The sequence below is a fragment of the Paraburkholderia sp. JPY419 genome (assembly GCF_050435705.1).
Classification (GTDB): Bacteria; Pseudomonadota; Gammaproteobacteria; order Burkholderiales; family Burkholderiaceae; genus Paraburkholderia; species Paraburkholderia youngii.
The window spans coordinates 850,834-873,736 of record NZ_JBNDKV010000001.1; the positions used below are offsets into that span (position 1 = coordinate 850,834).

A 22,903-nucleotide genomic window follows, 5' to 3' on the forward strand; every position below is an offset into this window, starting at 1 on the left:
AGATCTCTGCTATACCGCGATTTATGTTGCGCTGCGAACACTAGCACCCGCCTTTGGCCGATTTTCCTGGGGCTTATGTTTTGCAAGTAAGGTCAATAAGGTCTGTTCGGAAACCGGTTTCGACAAAAGCTTCATGCCGCTGGCGGCGACTTTTTTGAGCACAGCTGACGAGGTGTCCCCCGACCACAGGATCGCCGGGATCGAAGCGTCGGTAGCAGCGCGGACCGCCGCAATTGCAGCAATACCGTCCTCGTTTTCCAGCCGGTAGTCTGAGAGGATGAAGTGCGGACCACTTGCCAGCGCTTCAATGCGCAACTGCCCGATGACGTCGGATGATGATTCCCCCGCCACGACGTAGCAGCCATGCTCGATCAGGCGCATCGATATTTCGATTCTCAGGTCGCTGTTGTCTTCGATGACCGCCACGACCATATCGGTCAGGTCCGCTTCGCCGTCTTCAACCGTTTGAACCTCGCCGAGCAACTCCGGCGGTATGCGTTCCACGAAGGGGACCGTCACGGAAAAACGCGATCCCCGCCCGGGTGCCGAGTTCACATCCAGTTTGTGACCAAGAAGGTTCGCGAGCCCCTGGACAATGGCCAGACCCAGTCCGAACCCTTTATCGCGATTCCTCTCGGGATTGGCAACCTGGACATAGCTTTTGAAGATATCCGCCTGTCTATCTTCAGGGATACCGATCCCGTTGTCCCAGACACTTATCCTTACGCAGGTGCCACGCCTCTGGCAACTCACCAGAACATGTCCGTTCTTTCCTCCCTGCCCGGAAGGCGTGTAACGGACCGCATTGATCACCATATTTCGGACGATCCGGTCCAACGCATGCCGATCCGTACGGACCAGATAGGGGCGACTATGGAGTCGTAACCTCAGCCCCTTCGCCTCAGCCAGCGGCTGCATATCCGCAACTATGCCGCGTAAAAGGGAAGTCAGCGCTACCTCCTGAATTTCCACATTCCAGGTGCGGGACTCGAGGCGGCAGATATCCAGTGCCCCGTTAATCATCCCTTCCATCGTATCCACCTGCCTTTGCGCAATTGAGACGTCATCGACCATCCTGGTTGCTTCAATGCTCCGCTCAATGAAACTTAACTTCAGGCCGAGCGTGGTGAGCGGCTGGCGCAAGTCATGACTTATCGCAGCGACAAGCAGGCTCTTCTCCTCCTTCGCCGCTTCAGCCCGCTCTCGCGCCTCATCGAGAATAATCTCTTTAACATATGCGTGTTTCTCATTGTAAAAAACAAAAAACGCGAGTAAACAATAGCCAACTAGTTGAGCCGTATAAAAGACCAGCATAAATGGCCGGTGAATAAACAGGGGGGGGCCAAGGCTAAATCCGAACGGGATAGCGCCGAGCACGAATGAACCCAAATTCGCGCGAAGACTGGGGGCGAGCAGCAGCAAGGTAAATGTATGGCTGATTAGCGTGTACTCAAGGAAGCCAGAACTGGCCAATTTGACGTAGCGAGCTTGGGGCGAGATGAAATCGGGTGGGGTTAGCCCAAAGCTACCCGCTGCCCACCAGAACGATGTCAGCGTGACCAATGCAGCCCATGCCCAATGTAGCTGCTCGACCGCGCTGACGCCAGCGTGCTTCGGGAGCGCCATGGTCTTTTTCAGTAAGTATGCTGCCATGGGAGTCGCCACCCCCCACAGTCCCAGGGGCCAGACGACGCGGAACCAAAGATAGCTATCCGACGTTTTGATCCACGAGCCATACACGCACAGCAGCGAGGCTCCGACCGAAACCAGCGCGGTCCAACATAGCGCTCGCCGAGACAGCGATTGCAATAACTCGCGTTTGACGCAGAGATTCTGCTCAGCACTGAGTGCTGCAACAGGTCCCACAAAAAGATTCACAAAATCGGCGAATCTGCGGCGCCCGGTTGAGTGGACCTTTTCATCCGCTAACCGTGATGTTCTGGGCCGGGGCGGCGTTTCGCTCGCGTCAGAATCACGTGGTGTTCGAGTACAGGAAGCCATAACAGGCCGGCAATCAGGTGCAGCGTCGCTCCGTTGTGCTGGCTTCGTGTTTGCCTGCCCTCTCTTTCTCCCGTCATCGGTCAATTTTTTTGGCTTATATTCTGCAAGTAAGGTCAATAAGGTCTGTTCGGAAACCGGTTTCGACAAAAGCTTCATGCCGCTGGCGGCGACTTTTTTGAGCACAGCTGACGAGGTGTCCCCCGACCACAGGATCGCCGGGATCGAAGCGTCGATAGCAGCGCGGACCGCCAGAATCGCAGCAATACCGTCCTCGTTTTCCAGCCGGTAGTCCGAGAGGATGAAGTGAGGACCACTTGCCAGCGCTTCAATGCGCAACTGTTCGATGACGTCGGATGATGATTCCCCCGCCACGACGTAGCAGCCATGCTCGATCAGGCGCATCGATATTTCGATTCTCAGGTCGCTGTTGTCTTCGATGACCGCCACGACCATATCGGTCAGGTCCGCTTCGCCGTCTTCAACCGTTTGAACCTCGCCGAGCAACTCCGGCGGTATGCGTTCCACGAAGGGGACCGTCACGGAAAAACGCGATCCCCGCCCGGGTGCCGAGTTCACATCCAGTTTGTGACCAAGAAGGTTCGCGAGCCCCTGGACAATGGCCAGACCCAGTCCGAACCCTTTATCGCGATTCCTCTCGGGATTGGCAACCTGGACATAGCTTTTGAAGATATCCGCCTGTCTATCTTCAGGGATACCGATCCCGTTGTCCCAGACACTTATCCTTACGCAGGTGCCACGTCTCTGGCAACTCACCAGAACATGTCCGTTCTTTCCTCCCTGCCCGGAAGGCGTGTAACGGACCGCATTGATCACCATATTTCGGACGATCCGGTCCAACGCATGCCGATCGGTGCGGACCAGATAGGGGCGACTATGGAATCTTAACTTCAGCCCCTTCGCCTCAGCCACCGGCTGCATGTCCGCAACTATGCCGCGTAAAAGGGAAGTCAGCGCTACCTCCTGAATTTCCACATTCCAGGTGCGGGACTCGAGGCGGCAAATATCCAGTGCCCCGTTAATCATCCCTTCCATCGCAGCCACCTGCCTTTGCGCAATTGAGACGTCTACGGCCAGGCTGGTCGATTTAACGCATCGCTCGATAAAACCTAACTTCAGGCCGAGCGTGGTGAGCGGCTGGCGCAAGTCATGGCTTATGGCAGCCATAAACTGGTTCTTTTCCAGCATTGCGGCTACCGCCTGAGCTCGCGCTTCCTCGAGAACAACCTCTTTTACACATATGAGTTGCTGATCGTTGCAGATGTACCAGGCGACAACGCAATAGCCAATTAGTTGAGCCGTATACCAGTCAAACATTCCCGGCCGGTGAATAAAAAACCCCGGTGCCATGTCAAATGCGAATGGGATCGTGCCGACCAGCAGTGCACCTAAAGCCGCACGAAAACTGGGTGCGAGCAGCAGCAACGTAATTGCCTGGCCGATCATAGTCAGTTCCATGAAGCCATACCTGGCAAATCTGAAGTGGTGGCTATGGACGATCACGCCGATCACGTAGGTGGGTGGTATTAGCCCAAAGCTGGCCGCAGCCCACCAGAACGATGTCAGCATGACCAATGCAGCCCATGCCCAATGTAGCTGCCCGACCGCGCTGACGCCGGCGTGCTTCGGGAGCATCATTGTTTTTTTCAGTAAATATGCTGCGAAAGGAGCCGCCAGCCCCCAGAGTCCCATGATCCAGACGACACGGAACCATGGATAGATATCCGACGTTTTGGTCCAGGCTCCAACTATGAACCAGAACGGGCTTACGACCAACAAAAGCGCGATCCAATATACCGACCGGCGGGACAGCGATTGCAATAACTTGTGTTTGACGAGGAGATTCTGTTCAGCACTGAGTGCTGCAACGGCAACCGGTCCGACAAAAAATCTTCTGAATTCAGCGAACCTGCGGCGCGCGATTTCCTGAATCGTTTCACTCACGCCCACTGGTGTTCTGGCCCTGACATCTTCGCTCGCGGCAGAATCACTTGATGTTCGAGAACAGGACGCCATAACAGGCCTCCGGGCGGGAGTCAGGAGCAGCTACAGACTATTGTGCTAGCAGTCCGCCAGCAAGTCGATGACAAGTGTGCTGTTTTAGGCCGAACAAATGTTCGTGATCCACGCAGGTGGTTCCAACCGCCCGCAGTACCAGCAAGCCCGGCTCGCCAGTTGCGATATTGGTCGCTCCATGTATGCCGCGTCGAACTACTTCCGTAACCGGGCACGCTCCTTACTCTGACAACGGCATCATGCCGAACAATCGTAAAACGACACCGAACATTTATTCTCCAGCAAAAGGAACATTTAATACCGAACATCAAACTATCGACGTAATTACAACTGACACGGTTTCACGGCGAAATAACGCAACATAATTTGACACAAGGAGGGCGTTGATGACCGCACAACTGGGCCGCCTTCTTCTCCTGTCGAGTGCCTATTGTGAGTACGTCTCCATAACCGGCCGGCGCGGAAAACGCAGTGCGTACGGGCGCCCGTGTTGCCGCAGTGCCGGATGGACAACCATGAGGGGGTGCATCATGAAGTGGCTTATCCAGGCAGTTGCACTGGCGGGCGCAATCGCCGCGCCGATGGCGTCTTTCGCGCAATCGGATCAGCCGGTCACGCGTGACCAGGTCAAGGCAGAGTTGCTACAGCTCGAACAGAATGGCTATAACCCTGCTGCCAAAAACGATGCCCAATATCCCGCGGATATTCAGGCTGCCGAAGCGCGCGTGGCCGCGCAGCGCGCAAATGGCCAGGATACGTCGGGATATGGGGCGCCGCTGGGCGGCTCGTCGCAATCCGGTTCTGGCCAACATCCGATGGTGGTTAATCCGGACGGTCAATGACGCGTGGTGAACGGCCTGCCGTGACGATACCGCCGCTGCGGGTCGTTTTCGTCCTTAGCGCCGCTCTGGGACTTGTCCTCGTGACGCACGTTGTTCATTTTTTGCCGTCGTCTTCCGTCTATCGTCTGTCGGCACCCGTATTGCCGCAGTGCCGGATAGACCACTATGAGGGGGCCATCATGAAGTCGCCTTACCACGCAGTTGCGAAAACTGTCGCGTACCTTTTGGTCGCATGCTCAGCATCGCTGGCTGCACCTGCTTTCGCAGGCGCGTACGTACCTTGTCGCTCCGGCAGCGCAGCGACAGCAACGCAAAGCGGTAAAACGATGCCGTTGCACCACGCCAGCGTGGTTCACAAGAGTAATGGCGGCGTCAACGGCGGCATGCCGACCCCGTCGCAGTCCGGCAAACGCGTTCCCGGGGGCGACTCCATCGATCCCATGTATCGAGGAGGTTGATGCGCCCAAGACAGCACACTTCGAGAAAACTGGCACGCTGACCAGATGTTTCCGAAGCACGCTGCGGCCGGGAATGGTGATCGTGCTTACGTGAGGAGGTCGCATGCGCAAGTTCAAACCCGTAGTTGCGCTCACTCTCGTCGCAGTGTTGCTGGGAGTCGGTCTGGCGAATTACGTCAGTCTGGCACACGACTGGCCGCCAGACCCGCTTTTCGTCCGTAACGCCGAGCCGGGGCCTGTCCTGATAAAGGACGTTCTTGATTTTCTGGTCATCGTCGATGCGCACCCGCATCGCCGCAGTACCGGATAAACAACTGTGTGGAGGTGCATCATGAAGTTGCTTTTGCAGGCAGTAGGGCTTGCGGCCGCGATCGTCGCGCCGATCGCGTCTTTCGCACAATCGGAGCAGCCGGTCACGCGCGCGCAGGTCAAGGCGGAGATTCTGCAGCTTGAGCAGAATGGCTATAACCCGGCCAACGCGCTCGATGCCCAGTATCCCGCGGACATTCAGGCCGCCGAAGCGAAGATCGCTGCACAGGACAGCCAGCAGGCGGCCGAAAGTGACGTTGGCGGCGCGACGGCCAACGCCACTGCACAGGCAAGCCAGCAGGCGGGCAGCAATGACGTTGGCGGCACGACCGTTGGCACCTCCGCTTCCAGCAGTGCCCAGCATGTGTCGAAGCCCTCGCCGTCTTCGTGCGTTGGTCCCGCAAGTTACTGCAACCTTTTCTTCGGTAATTGACCGCTGATGGGGCCGTCCGACACCGCGCCGACGATCCGGGTAACGTGCCTCTGGATCGTCGGGGCGTCATGGCTGTACAGAGTACGACAGCTACCAGCTCGATTTGGCCTTGAACGGTCCGCAAAATGAGGACAGTCCATGGACATGAGCACCAGAGAAACCAGCCCGGCGGCACCGACGCAGAGCGGCGTATCTGCTGCACCAAAGGCGTCGACGCCAGATAGTGGGGTCGCGCGATCGTTTGCAATCCTCCTTGGGTTTCAGTGTCTCGGCGAGTTAATCGCCTATGTCACGCGAGCTCCTGTTCCCGGACCCGTGCTTGGCATGGTGCTATTGCTTTGCCTGCTCTCGGCCAAACCCTCTGTCGTGCCTGCCGTCGAGCAGGTCTCTCGCGGACTGTTGAATCACCTTTCACTGTTTTTTGTACCCGCCGGTGTGGGCGTCATGGTCTTCGCGCCGCAGCTGAAAGGCCAACTGTCCGCACTCGCCCTTGCCATCGTTACCAGCACGATTCTTTCGATGGCGATTGCTGCGCTAGTGACAGGCATGTTGCTGACGAGGCTCGACAGAAAGCAATCACAACACAAGGCTGCGACGGCGCCACGCGCTTAGGCAGATTCTGCCGCCGCAAGCAGGAGGGGCCATGTCAATCGGTGAACTGTCCGTGTCTGTCAATGCGATCGTGGGCGCGTCGCCTCTGCCGGCGCTCACGGCAACCGTCGGCGTCTACATCGTTGCCTGCCGCCTTCACACTCTGGCGCGGAAGAATCCCCTGGCCAACCCGGTAGCGATCTCCGTGTTGCTCATGATCGCGATACTGTATTTGACAGGCACCTCCTACAGCGCATATTTCGCGGGCGCGAAACTGATTCACTTTCTACTGGGCCCGTCGGTCATTGCATTGGCTATTCCGCTACACCATCAGATGCCCAGACTCAGACGAGCGCTTGTGCCGCTGCTTGGCGGGCTGATCGCCGGTTCGGCCACGGCTGTTGCCTCTGCGATTGCGATATGTGTCTGGCTACATTGTCCGTTCGTGACGGTCGCGTCGGTCGCTCCGAAGTCGGTCACTACGGCCGTAGCAATGCTGATCTCGGCAAAAATTGGTGGTTTGCCCTCGCTCACCGCGGCGATCGTCATCCTGACCGGCATTACCGGTGCGACGCTGAGCAACGTGGTCCTGGATACCGTTGGTGTGCGGCGTGACGACGTGCGCGGCTTTGCAATGGGTGTTGCTTCCCACGGCATAGGTACTGCCAGGGCGTTTCAGATCAGCGAAGAAGCAGGCGCCTACTCGGGACTGGGCATGGCGATGAACGGCACTATGTCGGCGTTTGTCCTCCCAGTGCTCCTGCCCATCCTGAGCGGTTGGTTGATTTGACGAACCGCGGATTTTGGCATGCGCCCGCGTTCCTATCGTTACCGGGCGGCGTGTGGCCCGTCCGGGGGACGGGCGCTCAAGGCAGTGGCGGCAGTGGCACTGGCCACGCTATCGCTGACCTGCGTCGCTAGACAGATGGCAGATGCACAAGCGCGACCATACGAGGAGCGTACGGTACAAAAATCCACGCCGACCTGCTCGGAATTATCACTCGAACAGCGTCCACCCAGACGCATTGTCCGAAAGAAACGAATGCCTTCGAACGGCTAAAGCGTCCCAGTTTGTGGAGTTGATGTCGACACGTGACGAGTGATAGTTTCGACGGCCTGCTCAACAGAAACGGTAGCTGTGTCGACTACAAGATGCTCTGATTCCCATGCGTCATATCGGCGCTCAAGCACGCTCTTCCATGTCGGCAGGTTGTGGCCAGAGATATCTGCCCGTCGCCCCTCGACTCTCAGACGGTGCACAGTGGTATCAGAACAAATCAACTCTATCTCGAAGACGCGTGCACCTGCTTCGAGCGCCACACCTCTCCAGTGACTACGCGTGATATGCAACGGATTCACCGAGTCCGCGACGACGGTCAACCCGAGGCGCAAATTGTCTTTCGCAACTGCGTAGCCGGCGAGATAACCGGCAGGTCCAACATCCTTCCCGCCGACCCCAGAAGCGAGAAACGCCTGTTCCAACGTATCAATACGCAGATAAGCTGCGGCGAGTTTGCGAGCGAGTGTTTGCCCTACGGTTGTCTTTCCGGTGCCCGGTAATCCACCGAAAACAATCAACATTTTTCGTGCTCCCTGGTTTTCGAATATTTGCTGATTGTCGCGGATTGCTGCCGCGATCTCCAGTGGCCATGGCCGATCGGGTGAAGTTGCCAATGGCCGCTTATTGGCACTCCGGTTCGCAAAAACTGAATTCATTTGACTGACCGGTTTGGAGAAGGTCATCTGACCGGAGGGTCGATTTCGGATATTTGATCAGTCTGACTCCGATCACGTTCGAACGAGAGAGGGTGTAGCGACGCGTTGCCCGCCGTCTATTAACCGTTGCAAAGGGTCACCGCTTTACACTCAGAAGCCGCGGCCTCCTCTGTCTGATTCGAAACCGACACCTTGAGAGAGGTTATGTCGAAAAACAATCCATGGCTCTTTACTTCGACAGACGCAGCTTCTTCGATAGCACGATACCCCGCTGCGGGCTCACCAACCAGATGGCGTGAATGTCGGTGTAAAGGGTCGAGGTTCTTGTCGTGATGTCGGTGGGCTCGTCATTGCTGGGATCACTATGTTCGCGTCGATCGGTCAGGTAAGGCGGCGCCATGCTGCACATCAGCACAATCGCGAAGTCTCCATTCGCTTCGTCGAACGCCGCCTGCGAGAGTGTCACGCGTCCGTGAACCCTGGTTTTGGTCCGTTCACCGGACTTGAGCACAATCAGATCGATATGTTGGATGTACCCCTTAGCCTTCGCCTCTGGCGCCACCACCAGCCCTCGACCGCGTTGTCCGGTAATGGTTTTCTTGAGTAGGATCGCTCCCGGCTTGTTGTCGTCGGATAGATCTACGTCTACCGTCAACAGGTGCGTCTTTGACTGATATCGTATTCCGTAGGGCGCAGGTACGACGAAAGCAAGGTCGCGCTCGAGACTGGCTTTCGGCGAGTCGAGCTCGCTTGGCGCCTTAGGGACAGGGACGTGGATCAGGTTCCTGATGCGATCGCTCAACGAAAGCGAGTCGGCATTGAATCTCTGGCCCGCCAAAGCGTCCCTGATGGCAACCGGGTCGTCGCCGACGAAAGGCCGAGTGGACAGGACATCTGCAGAGGCGGAAGTTTCAGGCTCAATCGCATTGGGAACAGTGGCTGAGTCTGCCGACATCCCGGCGTGCGCCAGGAGCGACATGCACACAAGGGTGCAAGCGACGTTCGAACGGACCAGCACGGTTTTGAGATCAGCCACGACAAACCCCTCCAGGATCAAGGCAGTCTATCGCAAAGCCTTACATGGGAAACTCGACCGCATCAATCTGAGCGGCCAACGACGCCCGCTCTACCGAGCGGGGGCGTCTCCCCTGTTAATCCCTGTCAGCGTGCCGGATTGCGTGCCATGACGATCCACGCCGCGCCGTCGATCATCACCGACCGCTCGCCGGGCAGGCCCGCGAAGGCGGCACGAACCGCGGCCGAGGCGCGGGCGCGGATGTCGTCAGGCTTATCAGCGAGCGCGCGCGACAGCGGGCCGACCTCGAGCGTCATCTTCACCGCGTCGTCGATCGCAGCGTCCCGCGTCCCGCCCTCGCCGAACGGGACGGAAGCATCGAAGGGCGCGATAGCGATATCGGTGAAGCCGGCCGCCGTCAGGATGCGTGCCACGCGACCCCGGTCGCCGAACGAAAATGGGCCGGGCGCTTCGGGATCCGGCGCCGCGCTCGGCGGGAGGATGCCCTTGATCGCGCCCATCGGCAGGCGCACCCAATCGTTCTCGGCCGCGCCGCGCCAGCAGACGAACGCGACCCGCCCGCCCGGCCGCAGCGCGCGTCGCATATGGGCGAACGCTCCTGTCGGATCGTCGAAGAACATCACCCCGAAACGCGAGAACAGGATGTCGAACGCGCCCTCGGGCAGCTCTGCGCTGCTGGCGTCGGCCACTCGGAACAGGGCCGGCGTATCCTGTGGCGCAAGCGCGCGCGCCCGGCTGATCAGCGGTTCGGATATGTCCACCCCCAGCACTTGGCCCCCCGGGCCGACGCGGGCGGCCAGAGCCAGACTCGACGCGCCCGCGCCGCAGCCGACGTCCAGCACGCGCTCGCCCGCCGCGGGCGCGGCGGCTTCTATCGCGGCCTGGCCGAACACCGCCACCATAGCGTCGAGCCGGGCCTGGTTGGCGACCCAGCGCTCCCCGCTTTGACCATTCCAGTCGGCCACCTGATAAGCATTTTGCTCTGCCATGTCATCTCCTTGCTCTGATCCGTTCTTAACTAGCTACCCTTTGTTCGAGGCAAGGGGGAGCCGAACCTCACCCGCATCGTAATGACCGAAGAGCCGCGCACGTTCATGGATGTACTTCGCTTTGCTGCATTGCGTACATTGATCATAAGCGGAATGCGCGGAGGCGAAGTTGGGCTGTTGCCTACCGATTGGAAACGGGAGCGTGCTTACTTCGATTCGAACGGGCGGCCACCTGGCGAACTCGGTGGTATCTCTACTTCCCTGATGATCCGACATTTCGCCGAGAAACAGCAGGACGAAGAGTCTGATAGCCGGGTACTTCACGAGGAGACTCAGCCAGTGCCAGACATGTTCCGGGCGTTGCTAACGGAGACGCTTGACCGCGTAACCGCAGTCACAGCCCCCCCCCGCCCCCGACATTTGGATCTGGCTTTGACAAGTGAATGGGCGCCATGTCATCAGCTTTTTAGGGGACTTCCCGAGGGTCGTGACTTTTGGATTGCGTCGTCGTGCCTTGGCGGGTAATGTAAGCGCTAACACGTCGCGAATTGCAACCTTCACCGGTCCTCATCGCATGTCATCCGTAAAAACATTTGGAAATGTAATCGCTAACATACGCTCCACCGAAGCATCCTCCTCGGTCCGGCTCATCGTCGCAGGTAGCGCGAACATGGATCTCGTGGTGCACGCGGAGCGTCTGCCGGCGCGGGGGGAAACCTTGCTCGGCGGCGCGTTCGCCACATTCGCCGGCGGCAAAGGCGCCAATCAGGCGGTCGCAGCGGCGCGGCTCGGCGCTTCAGTGGCGATGCTCGGCTGCATCGGAGACGACGACTTCGGCGCACAGCTCCGCGCGCGTCTGGACAGCGAGCACATCGACACGGCGCACCTGCACATGGTGAACGACGTGTCGACCGGCATCGCCGCCATCACGGTGGCCGCGGACGGTACGAATACGATCGTCGTTTCGCCGGGCGCCAACGCCGCGCTTACTCCTGCTCACGTCGATGCGGCGCAAGACGCCATCGGCGCCGCCGGCATGCTGATTTGCCAACTCGAGGTGCCGCTCGATACCGTGCGGCACGCCATTTCAGTTGCGGGAAGGCTCGGCACGCCGGTGCTGCTGAACCCGGCTCCGGCACAGCCGCTTGCGGACGCGCTTTACCAGCAGGTCAGCTATATGGTTCTCAACGAGACCGAGGCCCACTTGTTGACGGACGTGCCCGTCGATGGCCCGGCGTCCGCGCGTGAAGCCGCAGCGCACCTGCATGCGAAAGGCGTGGAGACGGTGATCGTCACCCTCGGCGCCGAGGGCGTCTGGTACGCGACAACCGGGGAAGAAGGTCACCTGCCCGCGCCGCGCGTCGATGCGATCGACACCACGGCGGCCGGCGATACCTTCGTCGGCGGCTTCGCAGCCGAGCGCGTGCGCGGCGCCAGCATTCGCGACGCGATCGAGTTCGGACAGCGGGCCGCGGCGCTCAGCGTCACGCGTCAAGGCGCGCAGGCATCCATCCCGACCCAGGCCGAGGTGCGGGCGCAACCCGCGTTCCCGGCAACGGTTCGATAGACCCGGCTGCGTGGGATCGCAGCCTATCCACAACACAACATGGAGACGACAGCATGAACCCAACCCCCGTGTCCGAGCAGGCACCTCCGCGCGTGCGCCGCGCCCAGATCGTGGCGCTGACGCTGCTGATGGTGAGTGGCATCGTGAACTATCTCGATCGCGGCACGCTCGCGGTCGCGAATCCGCTGATCCGCAAGGATCTCGGTCTGTCGCTCGGGGAAATGGGGCTGCTGCTGTCGGCATTCTCATGGAGCTACGCGCTCTTCCAACTGCCGGTCGGCGGCCTCGTCGATCGCATCGGACCGCGCAGGCTGCTCGGAGTCGGCCTGATCATCTGGTCGCTCGCGCAGGCCGCGGGCGGCATCGTGTCCACCTTCGGCTGGTTCGTCGTCGCGCGCATCGTGCTCGGCATCGGCGAGTCGCCGCAGTTTCCGTCGGCGGCGCGCGTCGTGAGCAACTGGTTTCCGCTGCGTGCGCGAGGCAAGCCGACCGGCATCTTCAATTCCGCGTCGCCGCTCGGCACGGCGCTCGCACCGCTGTGCCTGTCGGTGCTCGTGGTGGAATTTCACTGGCGCTGGGCTTTCATCGTTACCGGCGCGCTCGGTCTCGTGGTTGCGGTGATCTGGCTCGCTATCTATCGCGATCCAACCCCCTCTGCGCTCACTGCAGAGGAACTGCACTACCTCAAAGGCGACGCCGGGGAGACGAAGCCTGCCGAGCAGCTCAGCTTCGCCGACTGGCGCGCGCTGTTCTCGAACGTCACGACCTGGGGGATGCTGATCGGCTTCTTCGGCTCGGTCTATCTGAACTGGGTTTATCTGACCTGGCTGCCCGGCTACCTGACGACAGAGCGCCACATGACTCTGATGCACACGGGAATCGCGGCCTCGGTGCCCTTCTTCTGCGGCTTTCTCGGCGCGCTCTGCGCAGGCTGGTTCTCCGACCTCATCACGAAGAGGAGCGCCTCGCCGGTGGCGAGCAGGCGCAACGCGGTCGTCATCGCGATGCTCGGCATGGTGGCGTTTACCGTGCCGGCCGCACTCGTCGAAAGCAATACGATCGCCATCGTCTGCATCTCGGTCGTGATCTTTCTCGCCAATGCAGCATCAGCCTGCTCATGGGCACTGGCAACCGCAGCCGCACCGGCCAACCGCGTCGGCTCGCTCGGCGCCATCCAGAACTTCGGCGGCTTTCTCGGCGGCGCACTCGCGCCCATTCTCACGGGCTACATCGCGCAGTCGTGGTCCTTCGTGCCGGCTTTGCTGACGGCCGCGGGAATCGCCTTCGTCGGCGCAATGAGCTATCTCTTCCTCGTGCGCAAGCCGATCGAGTTCGAGATCGAACCGGGTACGCCGGCTCGCGCTCACGCCTGAGAAGCGTCATTTTCAATTCTCAAGAGGACAACACCGACATGACCCTCCCCACTTCCCTGCCGCGCTCGACGCGCTCGATCGAAGGCATCGTTCCCGTCATGCTGACGCCTTTCGACGACGCCGGGACCATCGACTATGCCGGGCTCGAACGATTGATCGAGTGGTATCTCGCGCATGGCTCGGACGCGCTCTTCGCGGTCGCCCAGTCGAGCGAAATGCAATTCCTGAGCCTCGACGAACGCGCCGCGCTCGGCCGCTTCGTGGTCGAGCGCGTGGCCGGCCGCGCGCCGGTCGTGGTCTCAGGCCATATCAGCGACGATCCGGACGCCCAGGCCCTGGAGCTGAACGCGGCCGCGGCGACGGGCGCGGACGGCATCGTGCTGGTGACGAACCGGCTCGATCCGCGCCGCGAAGGCACCGAAGCGTTCACGGTGAACCTGCGTCGCCTGATGAGCCGCCTTCCTTCCGACATTCCATTGGGGCTGTACGAGTGCCCCGCTCCTTACCGGCGCCTGCTGTCCGACGACGAGCTCAAGATGTGCATCGATACCGGCCGCTTCGTGATGCTGAAGGACGTGAGCTGCGATCTCAGCACCGTGAAGCGCCGCGTCGCGCTGGCGAAGGGCTCGCCCATGAAGATCCTGAACGCGAATGCCGCGATCGCGTGGGACGCGATGAAAGCCGGCTCGGCAGGTTTCAACGGTGTGTTCACGAACTTTCATCCGGACCTGTACAACTGGTTGCGCAACCGCTCCGACGAGAATCCGGCGCTCGCCCGCGAGCTTTCGACTTTTCTCGTACTCGCTGCGGTGTCAGAGGCGCTCGGCTATCCGGCGCTCGCGAAGATGTATCACCAGCGCATCGGCACCTTTCAGTCGATTCGTTGCCGCGCAATCGACTACGACGTGCGCGAGCGCTTCTGGGCGCTCGACGCGGTGCTCGACAGGATCGTCGAAGGCACCGAGCATTTCCGTTCACGCATCGCCGCCGGGATTTGACCCAGTCATCACCCCGCCGCGGGTAAGATGACGGGCGTTCTATTCGAATCACACCGTTGATGCCTCGCTCCTCTGACTCCGCCTCCACTCTCGAAGAACCGTCGCCGACCGGACGTTCGGCCGGCGTGCGCGCCCGCCGCGGCGCGGGCCGCCCTGTCCTGTCGGATGTCGCAAAACGCGCGGGCGTGTCCACGGCGACGGTATCGCGCGTCTACAACGAGCCCGGCAAGGTGTCCGACAGCGTGCGCGAGCGCGTCGAACAGGCCGCGCTGGAGCTGAACTGGTTTCCGAATGCGGCCGGGCGCGCGCTCGCGTCCACCCGCAGTCACATTGCGGGCATCGTGATTCCCACGCTCGACGATCAGGTCTTCGCATCGCAGGTGAGCGGCATGCAGGCGGAGTTCGCCGCGCGCGGCATCACGCTTTTTCTAGGATGTTCGAACTACAGCCCCAATGAAGCGCTCTCTCAGGTTCACGCGATGCTCGCGCGTGGCGTGGAGGCTATCGCGGTCGTGGGCGAGGCGCATCCGCCGGAACTCTTCGAAGCGCTGCGCGTGTGGCGCGTGCCTTACGTCGTGCTCTATGCGTGGCGCGAGGGAAGCCCCCACGATTGCATTGGCTTCGACAACCGCGCGGCCTATGAGCAGATTACCGAGCATCTCGTCGCGATCGGACACCGGTCATTCGCGGTCTGCATCCAGCCGACACGGGATAACGACCGCGTGCAGGCGCGGCTCGCGGGAATTCGCGTCGCGCTCGAACGTCATGGTCTCGCGGTTCGGCCGGAGCATCTGATCGAAGGTGAATCCACGCTCGATTTTGGGCGACGGGCGTTGCGCGCGCTCTGGCAACAACCGGGGCCGCGTCCAACCGCCGTGATCTGCGGCAACGATCATATTGCGCTGGGCGTCTTACGGGAGGCGGAAGAGCTCGGCATCGCGATACCCGAGCGGCTTTCGGTCACCGGCTTCGACGATCTCGCGATCGCGCGCGAAGCGCGGCCGCCACTGACCACGATGCATGTGGACACGCGCCAGATCGGCACGGTCGCCGCGAAGCATCTGCTCGATGCGCTGGATGGACGACCGACGCGACAAGGGTATGCCGTGCCGGTGGAATTGAAAGTGCGCGGGTCAACCGGGCCGTGCGTGGGATGAGTGTTGTTGATGTCCTGCAGCCTAGGGGCACGGAGGCGCGCTCTTCGAAGTAGCTCGATAATCTGATCGAACCGCACCATCGTCGCATTACAGCGATGCCTGGATTCGATCGGTTCAGAAGTGCCGCGGCTCGCTCTTTCTGGTTGCGCACGAGCCGCATCTCGCCAACATCTACCGCCTCCCGAGCGCAACGTTACGTGTAGGCTGCCCTATTCCGAGGTGCTCGTGGCGCGGTCCGCAGCCGTGCTACCGGGACGCTTGCCGGGGCAGCAGCTCCTCCCGTTGCGTGCGCACGGGCCTGAGAATCCAGACGGAAGAACGAAACCGCCTGGTTCAGCTGCCGGCCCTGATCCTCGAGCGATTTCGACGCCGCCGCCGCTTCCTCCACCAGCGCGGCATTCTGCTGCGTCACTTCGTCCATCTGCGTAATCGCCTGATTGACCTGCTCGATCCCGCGGCTCTGCTCGGTCGACGCGGCTGCGATTTCCCCCATGATGTCGGTCACCCGCGCGACGGCCTGGGTCACCTCCGCCATCGTCTTCCCCGCCTCGTTGGCGAGCGACGACCCATTCTGGATCTTCTGCACGGACGCGTTGATCAGATCCTTGATCTCCTTCGCGGCACTGGACGAGCGCTGAGCGAGGCTGCGCACTTCGCTCGCGACCACCGCGAACCCGCGTCCCTGCTCGCCTGCACGGGCGGCCTCCACCGCGGCATTCAATGCGAGGATGTTGGTCTGGAAGGCGATCCCCTCGATGATCCCGGTGATATCCGCGATTCTGGTGGAACTCGTCCTGATTTCGCTCATCGTATCGACCACCTCGCCAACGACCTGATTGCCCCGTCCCGCCACTTCGGATGCGTTGGCCGACAGCGAGCTCGCCTGCTGTGCGTTTTCGGCATTCTGCTTCACCGTTGACGTCAGCTCCTCCATGCTTGCCGCAGTTTCCTGCAATGACGCAGCCTGCTGTTCTGTACGCGTGGAAAGATCCACGTTGCCCGACGCGATCTGGCTCGAACCCGTCGCGATACTGTCGGCGGAAGTACGAACCTGACCGATCAGGTGAACGAGGCTAAGCTGCATCTTGCCCATCGAGGCGAGCACGCTTCCGGTCGGCGCACTGTTCGCCCCCGGCACCGGGCTCAGATCGCCGCCGGCCACGCGCTGCGTCACTTCGACCAGCGCCGTGGGCTCGGCGCCCAAAGCGCGTAGCAGGCTGCGGGTGATGACTGCCCCTGCCATGACCGCCAGCACGAGCGCAGCCAGACAGATTGCAATCAGCAGATTCCGCTGAGTCGCGAATTGATCGCTCGATTGGCGGACCATTTGTTGTGCGCGTTCACGGGTGAAGTCCTCGTACTCGTTGGACGCCTTGATCAGAGCCGAAAGCAGTGGCCTGCATTTGGTATCAATTGCCGCAATCGCCGCATCGCGCTGATTACTCACCGCGAGCCTGTTGATTTCCAGGGCCACGGGGCGGTAAAGCGCCTCGATCCTGGGAAGTTCGGCCGCGAGTCTGCGTGCCTTGTCGCTCATGTCGGAAGCGCCCGCTACCATGGCATTGAACTTTTCCAGGTTAGCCTCGACTCTGCGTTCAGCGTCGATGACGGCGGCCTTTTCCAGCTCGATGTCCTCAGGCGTGGTGACCAGCACCAGATTGCGCACCGCCACGGCACGATCATCAACTGCGGTGCGGACAGCTTCAGCCATCGTGGCCCGTGCGTTAATACCATTGATGTAGCCGGAAAAGCGGTCATTCGCGTCGTCCAGCTCCTTCAAGGCGAGTCCTGAAACGATCAGTACAACAACGGCCAATGCTCCGAAAGCCACCGTAAGCTTTGTCTTCACAGACAAGTTATTCAGGATCATTTTTCGCTTCCATTTTCGACGGAAAGACACGTAAATGCAGGCGATCGTTCGTGATGCCCGAGTCACGCACCGGTATGCGCCCGCGCCCGTGAAAACTGATGCGCCTCGCATATGCATTTACGGCGGCAGACTCAATGAACTGAAGCCAGGATTGCCCCGCCTATCGAATCCGCAAACGTTGGCGCGATATTGATTTGTTCTATCGGGAATTAGGTATTGTTTAAGCGCATTTTTATCAGACAAAATAGGATCGGTGAATATAGGAGACCACACCAATTTTCTCTGGCGTTGTAAATCAATCGTGATATTCGCGAAAGCGATTTTTAAAATCGGTTGGCAGTCCAGACATGAATCGGTAGGCGACTTCACGAGAGTCCAAATGTCTTTATCAGGTTTGCGTCGAGGGGTCCAGCAGGCACGAAGCGACGCAATTTGCTTAGGAGAGAAGCCTGGCCTTTTGGAGTGCGCCTCATTCTCCATGCGCCCAACGCGGAATCGACAATCGTGGTTGCGACGCCATCAGGTGCCGGCGCCTCATTGACATTTTTTTGAATCGCGCGGGACACGATGGCGCGCTCATCGTCATAGGCTGCGATTTTGGAAGCCGCATGCGGTGCATTGAGATCCAGATTGGTCCTGGTATAGGAAGGCTCGACAAGCACCACGCGGATTCCTAACTTGCGCACCTCATGGTCCAAGGTTTCAGACATTCCCTCGACGGCATGCTTCGATGCTGAATAGAGCCCCATGTACGGAGCCGGAAGGAAGCCCAGCACTGAGCTCACATTGACGATTCTTCCCGAACGTTGCGAGCGCATGTGCGGCAGTACCGCTCGTGTTGTGCGCAAAATCCCGAAAACGTTGGTATCGAATAGCGACTGAGCCTCGGCAATCGACGTTTCTTCCGTCGCGCCGAGCAGCGTCACGCCCGCGCTATTGACAAGCACATCGATGCGGGTGGCTTCCGCGATGACGCTCTGGATTGCACGTTGCACTGAGGCGTCGTTACGGACATCCATCTCGACCAGCACAACACCGGGTATCGATTGCGCGGTTGTAGCGTTGCGTACGGTGCCGAATACCCGGCAACCCCGGCTGGCAAACTTCTCCGCGGTGGCTCGTCCGATCCCCGACGACACACCAGTAACAACGACGACTTTAGAATTCGACATGGCAGTTCCGTTCGATGCAGGTGAATGGGATAAATAGCGGATCAGCCGCTCCGATTGACCTTGCAACCAAGGTTCATTGCCTGGCAGCGAGCACGTCCTGCGGCATTTCTTTCGCAGGCTGCGCCTGCTCGTGCCTGCCTCTGCGCAGATTAGTCGTATCGACCGGCCGAATCCTGAACCAGATCGAATACATGGCCGGCAGGAACACCAGCGTCAGGATCGTTCCTGCAAAAGTGCCACCGATCAGCGTATACGCGAGCGTCCCCCAGAACACCGAATGGGTCAGCGGGATGAACGCCAGGATCGCCGCCAGCGCGGTCAGGATCACGGGCCGCGCACGCTGCACGGTTGCCTCGATCACGGCATTGAACGGATCCAGCCCGGCCTGTTCGTTCTGGTGAATCTGGCCGATCAGAATCAGCGTGTTGCGCATCACTATCCCCGATAGCGCAATGAGGCCGACCAGCGCATTGATTCCGAACGGCTGCCGGAAAAGGATCAAGGTCGGCACGACACCGATCAGTCCCAGCGGGCTGGTCAGAAAGACCATGACCATCGCGGAGATCGAGCGCACCTGCAGGATGATGATGACCAGCGTGACCGCCAGCATGATCGGAAAGAGCGGCAACATGGCTGTCGTCGCCTTGCCTGATTCTTCGATCGAGCCGGCCTGCTCGATGCGGTAGCCGTCCGGCAGCTTGTCCATGATGGGCCGAAGCTGCCTCGTGATCGCCGTCGATACGTCTGGCGGCTGCAAGCCATCGGCGATGTCACCGCGCACGGTGATCGTCGGCATCCGGTCGCGCCGGCGCATGATCGGTTCCTCCATGCGCACGTCGACCTTGCCCACCTGCGACAGCGGGATGCGCTGGCCGTTGGCGCCAGCCAGCGTGAAGTCGTCGATCCGCGCCGGGTCGAGCCGGACCTCGCCGGCCGAGCGCGCGATGACCTGCACCGTGCGAATGTCCTCGCGCACGACGGTGACAGGCACGCCGGTGAGCAGGAATTGCAGTTGTTGCGCGACCGCGCTCGATGTCAGCCCCACGGCCTGCAGCCGGTCCTGCTGCAAGGTGAAGTGCAGCGTGGGCGTGCGCGTGCCCCAGTCGGTGTTGACGGTGCGCATCATCGGGCTCGCATCCATCACCTGCTGAACCTGCTCCGCGATACCGCGGAGCTTGTCCGGGTCCGGACCCGTGACCCGGTAAGCGACCGGGTACGGCGAGTACGGGCCGAATACGAGCTGCGTGACGCGCAGGCGCGCCTCAGGGGCAAGCCCATCGGCGATTGCCTGTCGCAGCCGCTGTTTGAGTGCCTCGCGCTCGTCCTGGTTATCCGTGCGCACCACGATCTTGGCAAATGACGGATCGGGCAGCTCCGGTCCCATCGAGAAGTAGAACCGCGGTGCGCCCTGACCGACATAGGCGGTGACGATTCTCGCTTCCTTCTGTCTGGCCAGCCAGCCTTCGACCTTCGCTGTGGCGGCGCTGGTCTGGGCGATCGACGTGCCATACGGCATCTGCACTTCGATCAGCACTTCAGGGCGGTCGGAGATCGGGAAGAACTGTTTCTTGACTACCGCCATGCCAAGGACGGCCAGCACGAAGAGGCCCACGACCGAACCGGCGACCAGCCACTTGCGCGCAATGACGCGCTTCAGCAGTTGACGGAAACCGTTGTATCGCGGCGTGTCATAAAGCGCGTCGTGGCCACCTTCGACTTTCTTGAAGTCGGGCAGCATCTTGACGCCGAGGTAAGGTGTGAACACCACGGCGACCACCCACGATGCGATCAGCGCGATCCCAACGATCCAGAACATGTTGCTCGTGTACTCGCCCGCAGTGGATCGGGCGAAGCCATTGGGCATGAAGCCGACCGCCGTGACCAGCGTGCCGGAGAGCATGGGCGCCGCGGTATGGCTCCAGGCATAAGCGGAGGCGGCAACGCGGCTGTAGCCCTCTTCCATCTTCACCACCATCATTTCGATGGCGATGATGGCGTCGTCCACCAGCAGGCCCAGCGCCAGGATCAGCGATCCCAGCGTGATGCGGTCGAAGTTCTTGCCAGTAGCGAGCATCACCAGGAAGACCACCGCCAGGGTCAGCGGCACGGCCGCGGCAACCACGAGGCCCACGCGCCAGCCCATGCTCACGAAGCTCACCAGCATGACCACCAGCAGGGCCGCGAAAAACTTCACCATGAACTCATCGACCGCCGAACTGATGTTGACGGCCTGGTCGCTGACCTTGGTCAGGCTCATGCCGAGCGGCAGCCCGCCGTTGATCGCGCCCACCTCGCGGTCCAGCGCGCGACCCAGGTCGAGGCCGTTCCAGCCGTCGCGCATCACGGCGCCCAGCAGCAGGGCAGGTTCGCCGTTGTTGCGGATCAGGAACGTCGCCGGATCTTCATAGCCACGCGTGACGGTGGCAATGTCCGATAGCTTCAGCGTGCGTCCCCGCGCCACGACGGGCGTATCGCGGATCTTCTGCAACGCGTCGAACGCGCCGTCGAGGCGGATGAACACCTCCGGGCCCCTGGTCTCCACCGAGCCGGCGGGCGTCAGCGCATTCTGGCCGTTCAGCGCGGCGAACACGTCCTGCGGACTGACGCCCAGCGTTGCCAGACGGTCATGCGAAAACTCGACATAGATCCGCTCCGCCTGCTCGCCAATGATGTTGACCTTCTTCACCCCCGGCACGTGCAACAGCCGCTGGCGCAGCGTCTCGGCGTCGCGTACCAGCAGGCGCTGCGGTTCGCCTTTGGCCTTGAGCGCAAACAGCGCGAAGGTGACGTCTGCGTATTCGTCGTTGACCATCGGCCCGATCGCACCAGGCGGCAGGTTGCCTGCCTCGTCGCTGATTTTCTTGCGGGCCTGGTAGAACTGTTCCTGCACTTCCGAAGGCGGTGTGCTGTCGAGCAGGGTCAAGGTCGTGAAGGCGAGGCCCGGCCTTGTGTAGGTCTCCGTACGGTCGTACCAGCGCAGCTCCTGCATGCGCTTTTCGAGCTTTTCGGCGACCTGGTCCTGCATTTCCTGCGCGGTGGCCCCCGGCCAGGCAGTGATGATGGTCATCACCTTGACCGTGAAGGCGGGATCTTCGGCACGGCCGAGCTTGAAGAATGAAACGAGTCCGGCCAGCGAGATCAGGCAGATCAGGAACAGGGTGATGGAGCGCTCGCGCACAGCGAGCGCGGAAAGGTTGAAACGACCTTCGCTCACGGACGGGCTCCCTCAGTTGCGGTCACGGGAGCCTGGCCCGCCACACGGACCGGTTCGCCTTCGCGTAGCAGATGCGCGCCGAGCGCGACGATCCGGTCGCCTTGCTTGATCGGGCCGTTGATGCGGACGTCGTCGTCATCCACGTGCTCGACCGTGACCGGCCGCCAGGAGACCTTTGGCGGCACGCCGTCGACGACCCATACTCCCGGTCCCTTGCCCGCATCGAAAAGGGCGCCAAGCGGCACCTTCAGCGCGCTTTGCGCGGAACGATGCGCATCCGGAATCTGGATGGTGACCGTTGCTCCTAGCGGTGCATCGGACAGCGTGCCGCCGAGCACGTACCGAGCCTCGAAGGTGCGCGTGAGCGGGTCCGCAGCATCGGATAGTTGCCGCAATTCGGCGGGAACCGTGACGTCTTGCTTGCCGAAGAGCGTTGCCTGCGCGACGGAACCGACCTCAGGGCGCAGGGTTTCCGGCAACTGGATGACGGCCTCGCGACGTCCTGCGTGAGCCAGGCGCACCACGGTCTGCCCGGCGTTGACGACCTGCCCGGGCTCGGCCAGCGTTTCCATGACGACACCATCGGCGTCGGCCACCAGCTCCGTATAGCGACTCGCATTAAGCGCGACGTCGGCTTGTGCTTCGGCTGCGCTGAGCTGGGCTTTGGCAGCATCGGTCGCGGCCTTGACCTGGTCGTAGGCCGAGGCGGAAATGGCGCCCGTGCCGCGCAGATCGCGGTAGCGCGCTTCATCCTCTGCCGTCTGCTGCGCCCGTGCCCGCGCGGCAGCGACGGCCTGCTGCTGCGCCTGCGCGGCCAGCTTCAGATCGACGGGGTCGATGCGCATGAGCGGCTGGCCGCGCCTGACGCTCTGCCCGGCATTGACCAGCCGCTCGAGCACCTTGCCGGAGACACGAAACCCCAGGTCGCTCTGCACCCGGGCGGCTACGGTTCCGGTAAATGAGCGCGAGGCAGGCGGTGCGTCCCGAACGATGGCGGAACGCACCAGCGGCGCCTCCGTGCGCGGATCGGGCGGTGCTTTTGCGCCGCAAGCGGCCAGCGCAAACGGCAACGCGAAGACGACGGCTGAGGTAGCGAGGCGGCGCGCAAGCATGAAAGACCCATCGACGAAAGGATGATGGGTC

17 protein-coding genes are annotated in these 22,903 nt (G+C 61.1%); 9 read left to right on the top strand and 8 right to left on the bottom strand.

Translation table 11 applies throughout. From position 1 onward, the window contains the following. Nucleotides 1–21: 21 nt before the first annotated feature. Nucleotides 22–3,963, bottom strand: coding sequence for an ATP-binding protein (locus tag QFZ91_RS03925; protein WP_429566312.1), 3,942 nt, complete (start codon nucleotides 3,961–3,963; stop codon nucleotides 22–24). Nucleotides 3,964–4,565: 602 nt separating this feature from the next. On the opposite strand from QFZ91_RS03925, the gene QFZ91_RS03930 reads away from it, so the two are divergent. The 5 genes from QFZ91_RS03930 to QFZ91_RS03950 all read left to right on the top strand — a co-directional run bounded on the left by QFZ91_RS03930 (nucleotide 4,566) and on the right by QFZ91_RS03950 (nucleotide 7,458). Continuing rightward, on the top strand, nucleotides 4,566–4,877 hold the full coding sequence (locus tag QFZ91_RS03930) for a DUF4148 domain-containing protein (protein ID WP_176105279.1): 312 nt from the start codon (nucleotides 4,566–4,568) through the stop codon (nucleotides 4,875–4,877). Nucleotides 4,878–5,438: 561 nt separating this feature from the next. Next, complete coding sequence (locus QFZ91_RS03935) at nucleotides 5,439–5,645, top strand: hypothetical protein (protein WP_176105280.1); 207 nt, start codon at nucleotides 5,439–5,441, stop codon at nucleotides 5,643–5,645. Between the two features lie 21 nt (nucleotides 5,646–5,666). After that, on the top strand, nucleotides 5,667–6,077 hold the full coding sequence (locus QFZ91_RS03940) for a DUF4148 domain-containing protein (protein ID WP_429566313.1): 411 nt from the start codon (nucleotides 5,667–5,669) through the stop codon (nucleotides 6,075–6,077). A gap of 138 nt (nucleotides 6,078–6,215) precedes the next feature. Further along, nucleotides 6,216–6,689, top strand: coding sequence for a CidA/LrgA family protein (locus QFZ91_RS03945; RefSeq protein ID WP_429566314.1), 474 nt, complete (start codon nucleotides 6,216–6,218; stop codon nucleotides 6,687–6,689). A 31-nt stretch (nucleotides 6,690–6,720) separates the two neighbouring features. Next, entirely contained in the window at nucleotides 6,721–7,458 is a 738-nt protein-coding gene (locus QFZ91_RS03950; RefSeq protein ID WP_368717980.1) for an LrgB family protein, read from the top strand. Nucleotides 7,459–7,724: 266 nt separating this feature from the next. Here the strand turns inward: QFZ91_RS03950 and QFZ91_RS03955 are convergent, their stop codons facing one another. From QFZ91_RS03955 to QFZ91_RS03965, 3 genes are all read right to left on the bottom strand, one after another. Then, entirely contained in the window at nucleotides 7,725–8,411 is a 687-nt protein-coding gene (locus tag QFZ91_RS03955) for an AAA family ATPase (RefSeq protein ID WP_429566315.1), read from the bottom strand. A gap of 202 nt (nucleotides 8,412–8,613) precedes the next feature. Continuing rightward, nucleotides 8,614–9,420 (bottom strand): hypothetical protein, encoded by an 807-nt coding sequence (locus QFZ91_RS03960; protein ID WP_368599549.1) that lies wholly within the window; start codon nucleotides 9,418–9,420, stop codon nucleotides 8,614–8,616. 125 nt (nucleotides 9,421–9,545) lie between these two features. Beyond that, nucleotides 9,546–10,409, bottom strand: a complete 864-nt coding sequence (locus tag QFZ91_RS03965; protein ID WP_429566316.1) for a class I SAM-dependent methyltransferase — start codon at nucleotides 10,407–10,409, stop codon at nucleotides 9,546–9,548. A gap of 574 nt (nucleotides 10,410–10,983) precedes the next feature. Here QFZ91_RS03965 and rbsK point away from each other — a divergent pair. The 4 genes from rbsK to QFZ91_RS03985 are packed head-to-tail and all read left to right on the top strand — an operon-like array spanning nucleotide 10,984 to nucleotide 15,504. Beyond that, a complete protein-coding gene (gene rbsK, locus QFZ91_RS03970; protein ID WP_429566647.1) occupies nucleotides 10,984–11,976 on the top strand; it encodes a ribokinase in 993 nt (330 codons plus the stop codon). Between the two features lie 53 nt (nucleotides 11,977–12,029). Continuing rightward, complete coding sequence (locus QFZ91_RS03975) at nucleotides 12,030–13,349, top strand: MFS transporter (RefSeq protein ID WP_429566317.1); 1,320 nt, start codon at nucleotides 12,030–12,032, stop codon at nucleotides 13,347–13,349. Between the two features lie 38 nt (nucleotides 13,350–13,387). Then, entirely contained in the window at nucleotides 13,388–14,347 is a 960-nt protein-coding gene (locus QFZ91_RS03980) for a dihydrodipicolinate synthase family protein (RefSeq protein WP_429566318.1), read from the top strand. A 59-nt stretch (nucleotides 14,348–14,406) separates the two neighbouring features. After that, complete coding sequence (locus QFZ91_RS03985) at nucleotides 14,407–15,504, top strand: LacI family DNA-binding transcriptional regulator (RefSeq protein ID WP_429566319.1); 1,098 nt, start codon at nucleotides 14,407–14,409, stop codon at nucleotides 15,502–15,504. Between the two features lie 193 nt (nucleotides 15,505–15,697). Here QFZ91_RS03985 and QFZ91_RS03990 read toward each other — a convergent pair whose 3' ends face one another. The 4 genes from QFZ91_RS03990 to QFZ91_RS04005 form a co-directional block, all read right to left on the bottom strand. After that, a complete protein-coding gene (locus tag QFZ91_RS03990) occupies nucleotides 15,698–17,374 on the bottom strand; it encodes a methyl-accepting chemotaxis protein (protein WP_429566320.1) in 1,677 nt (558 codons plus the stop codon). Between the two features lie 365 nt (nucleotides 17,375–17,739). Beyond that, nucleotides 17,740–18,546 carry an oxidoreductase gene (locus tag QFZ91_RS03995; protein ID WP_429566321.1) on the bottom strand — a complete coding sequence of 269 codons (807 nt, stop codon included), beginning with the start codon at nucleotides 18,544–18,546 and terminating at the stop codon, nucleotides 17,740–17,742. A 73-nt stretch (nucleotides 18,547–18,619) separates the two neighbouring features. Further along, nucleotides 18,620–21,760 carry an efflux RND transporter permease subunit gene (locus QFZ91_RS04000; protein ID WP_429566322.1) on the bottom strand — a complete coding sequence of 1,047 codons (3,141 nt, stop codon included), beginning with the start codon at nucleotides 21,758–21,760 and terminating at the stop codon, nucleotides 18,620–18,622. After that, nucleotides 21,757–22,872, bottom strand: coding sequence for an efflux RND transporter periplasmic adaptor subunit (locus QFZ91_RS04005; protein WP_429566323.1), 1,116 nt, complete (start codon nucleotides 22,870–22,872; stop codon nucleotides 21,757–21,759). The genes QFZ91_RS04000 and QFZ91_RS04005 overlap by 4 nt, the downstream gene beginning before the upstream one ends. Nucleotides 22,873–22,903 lie beyond the last annotated feature (31 nt).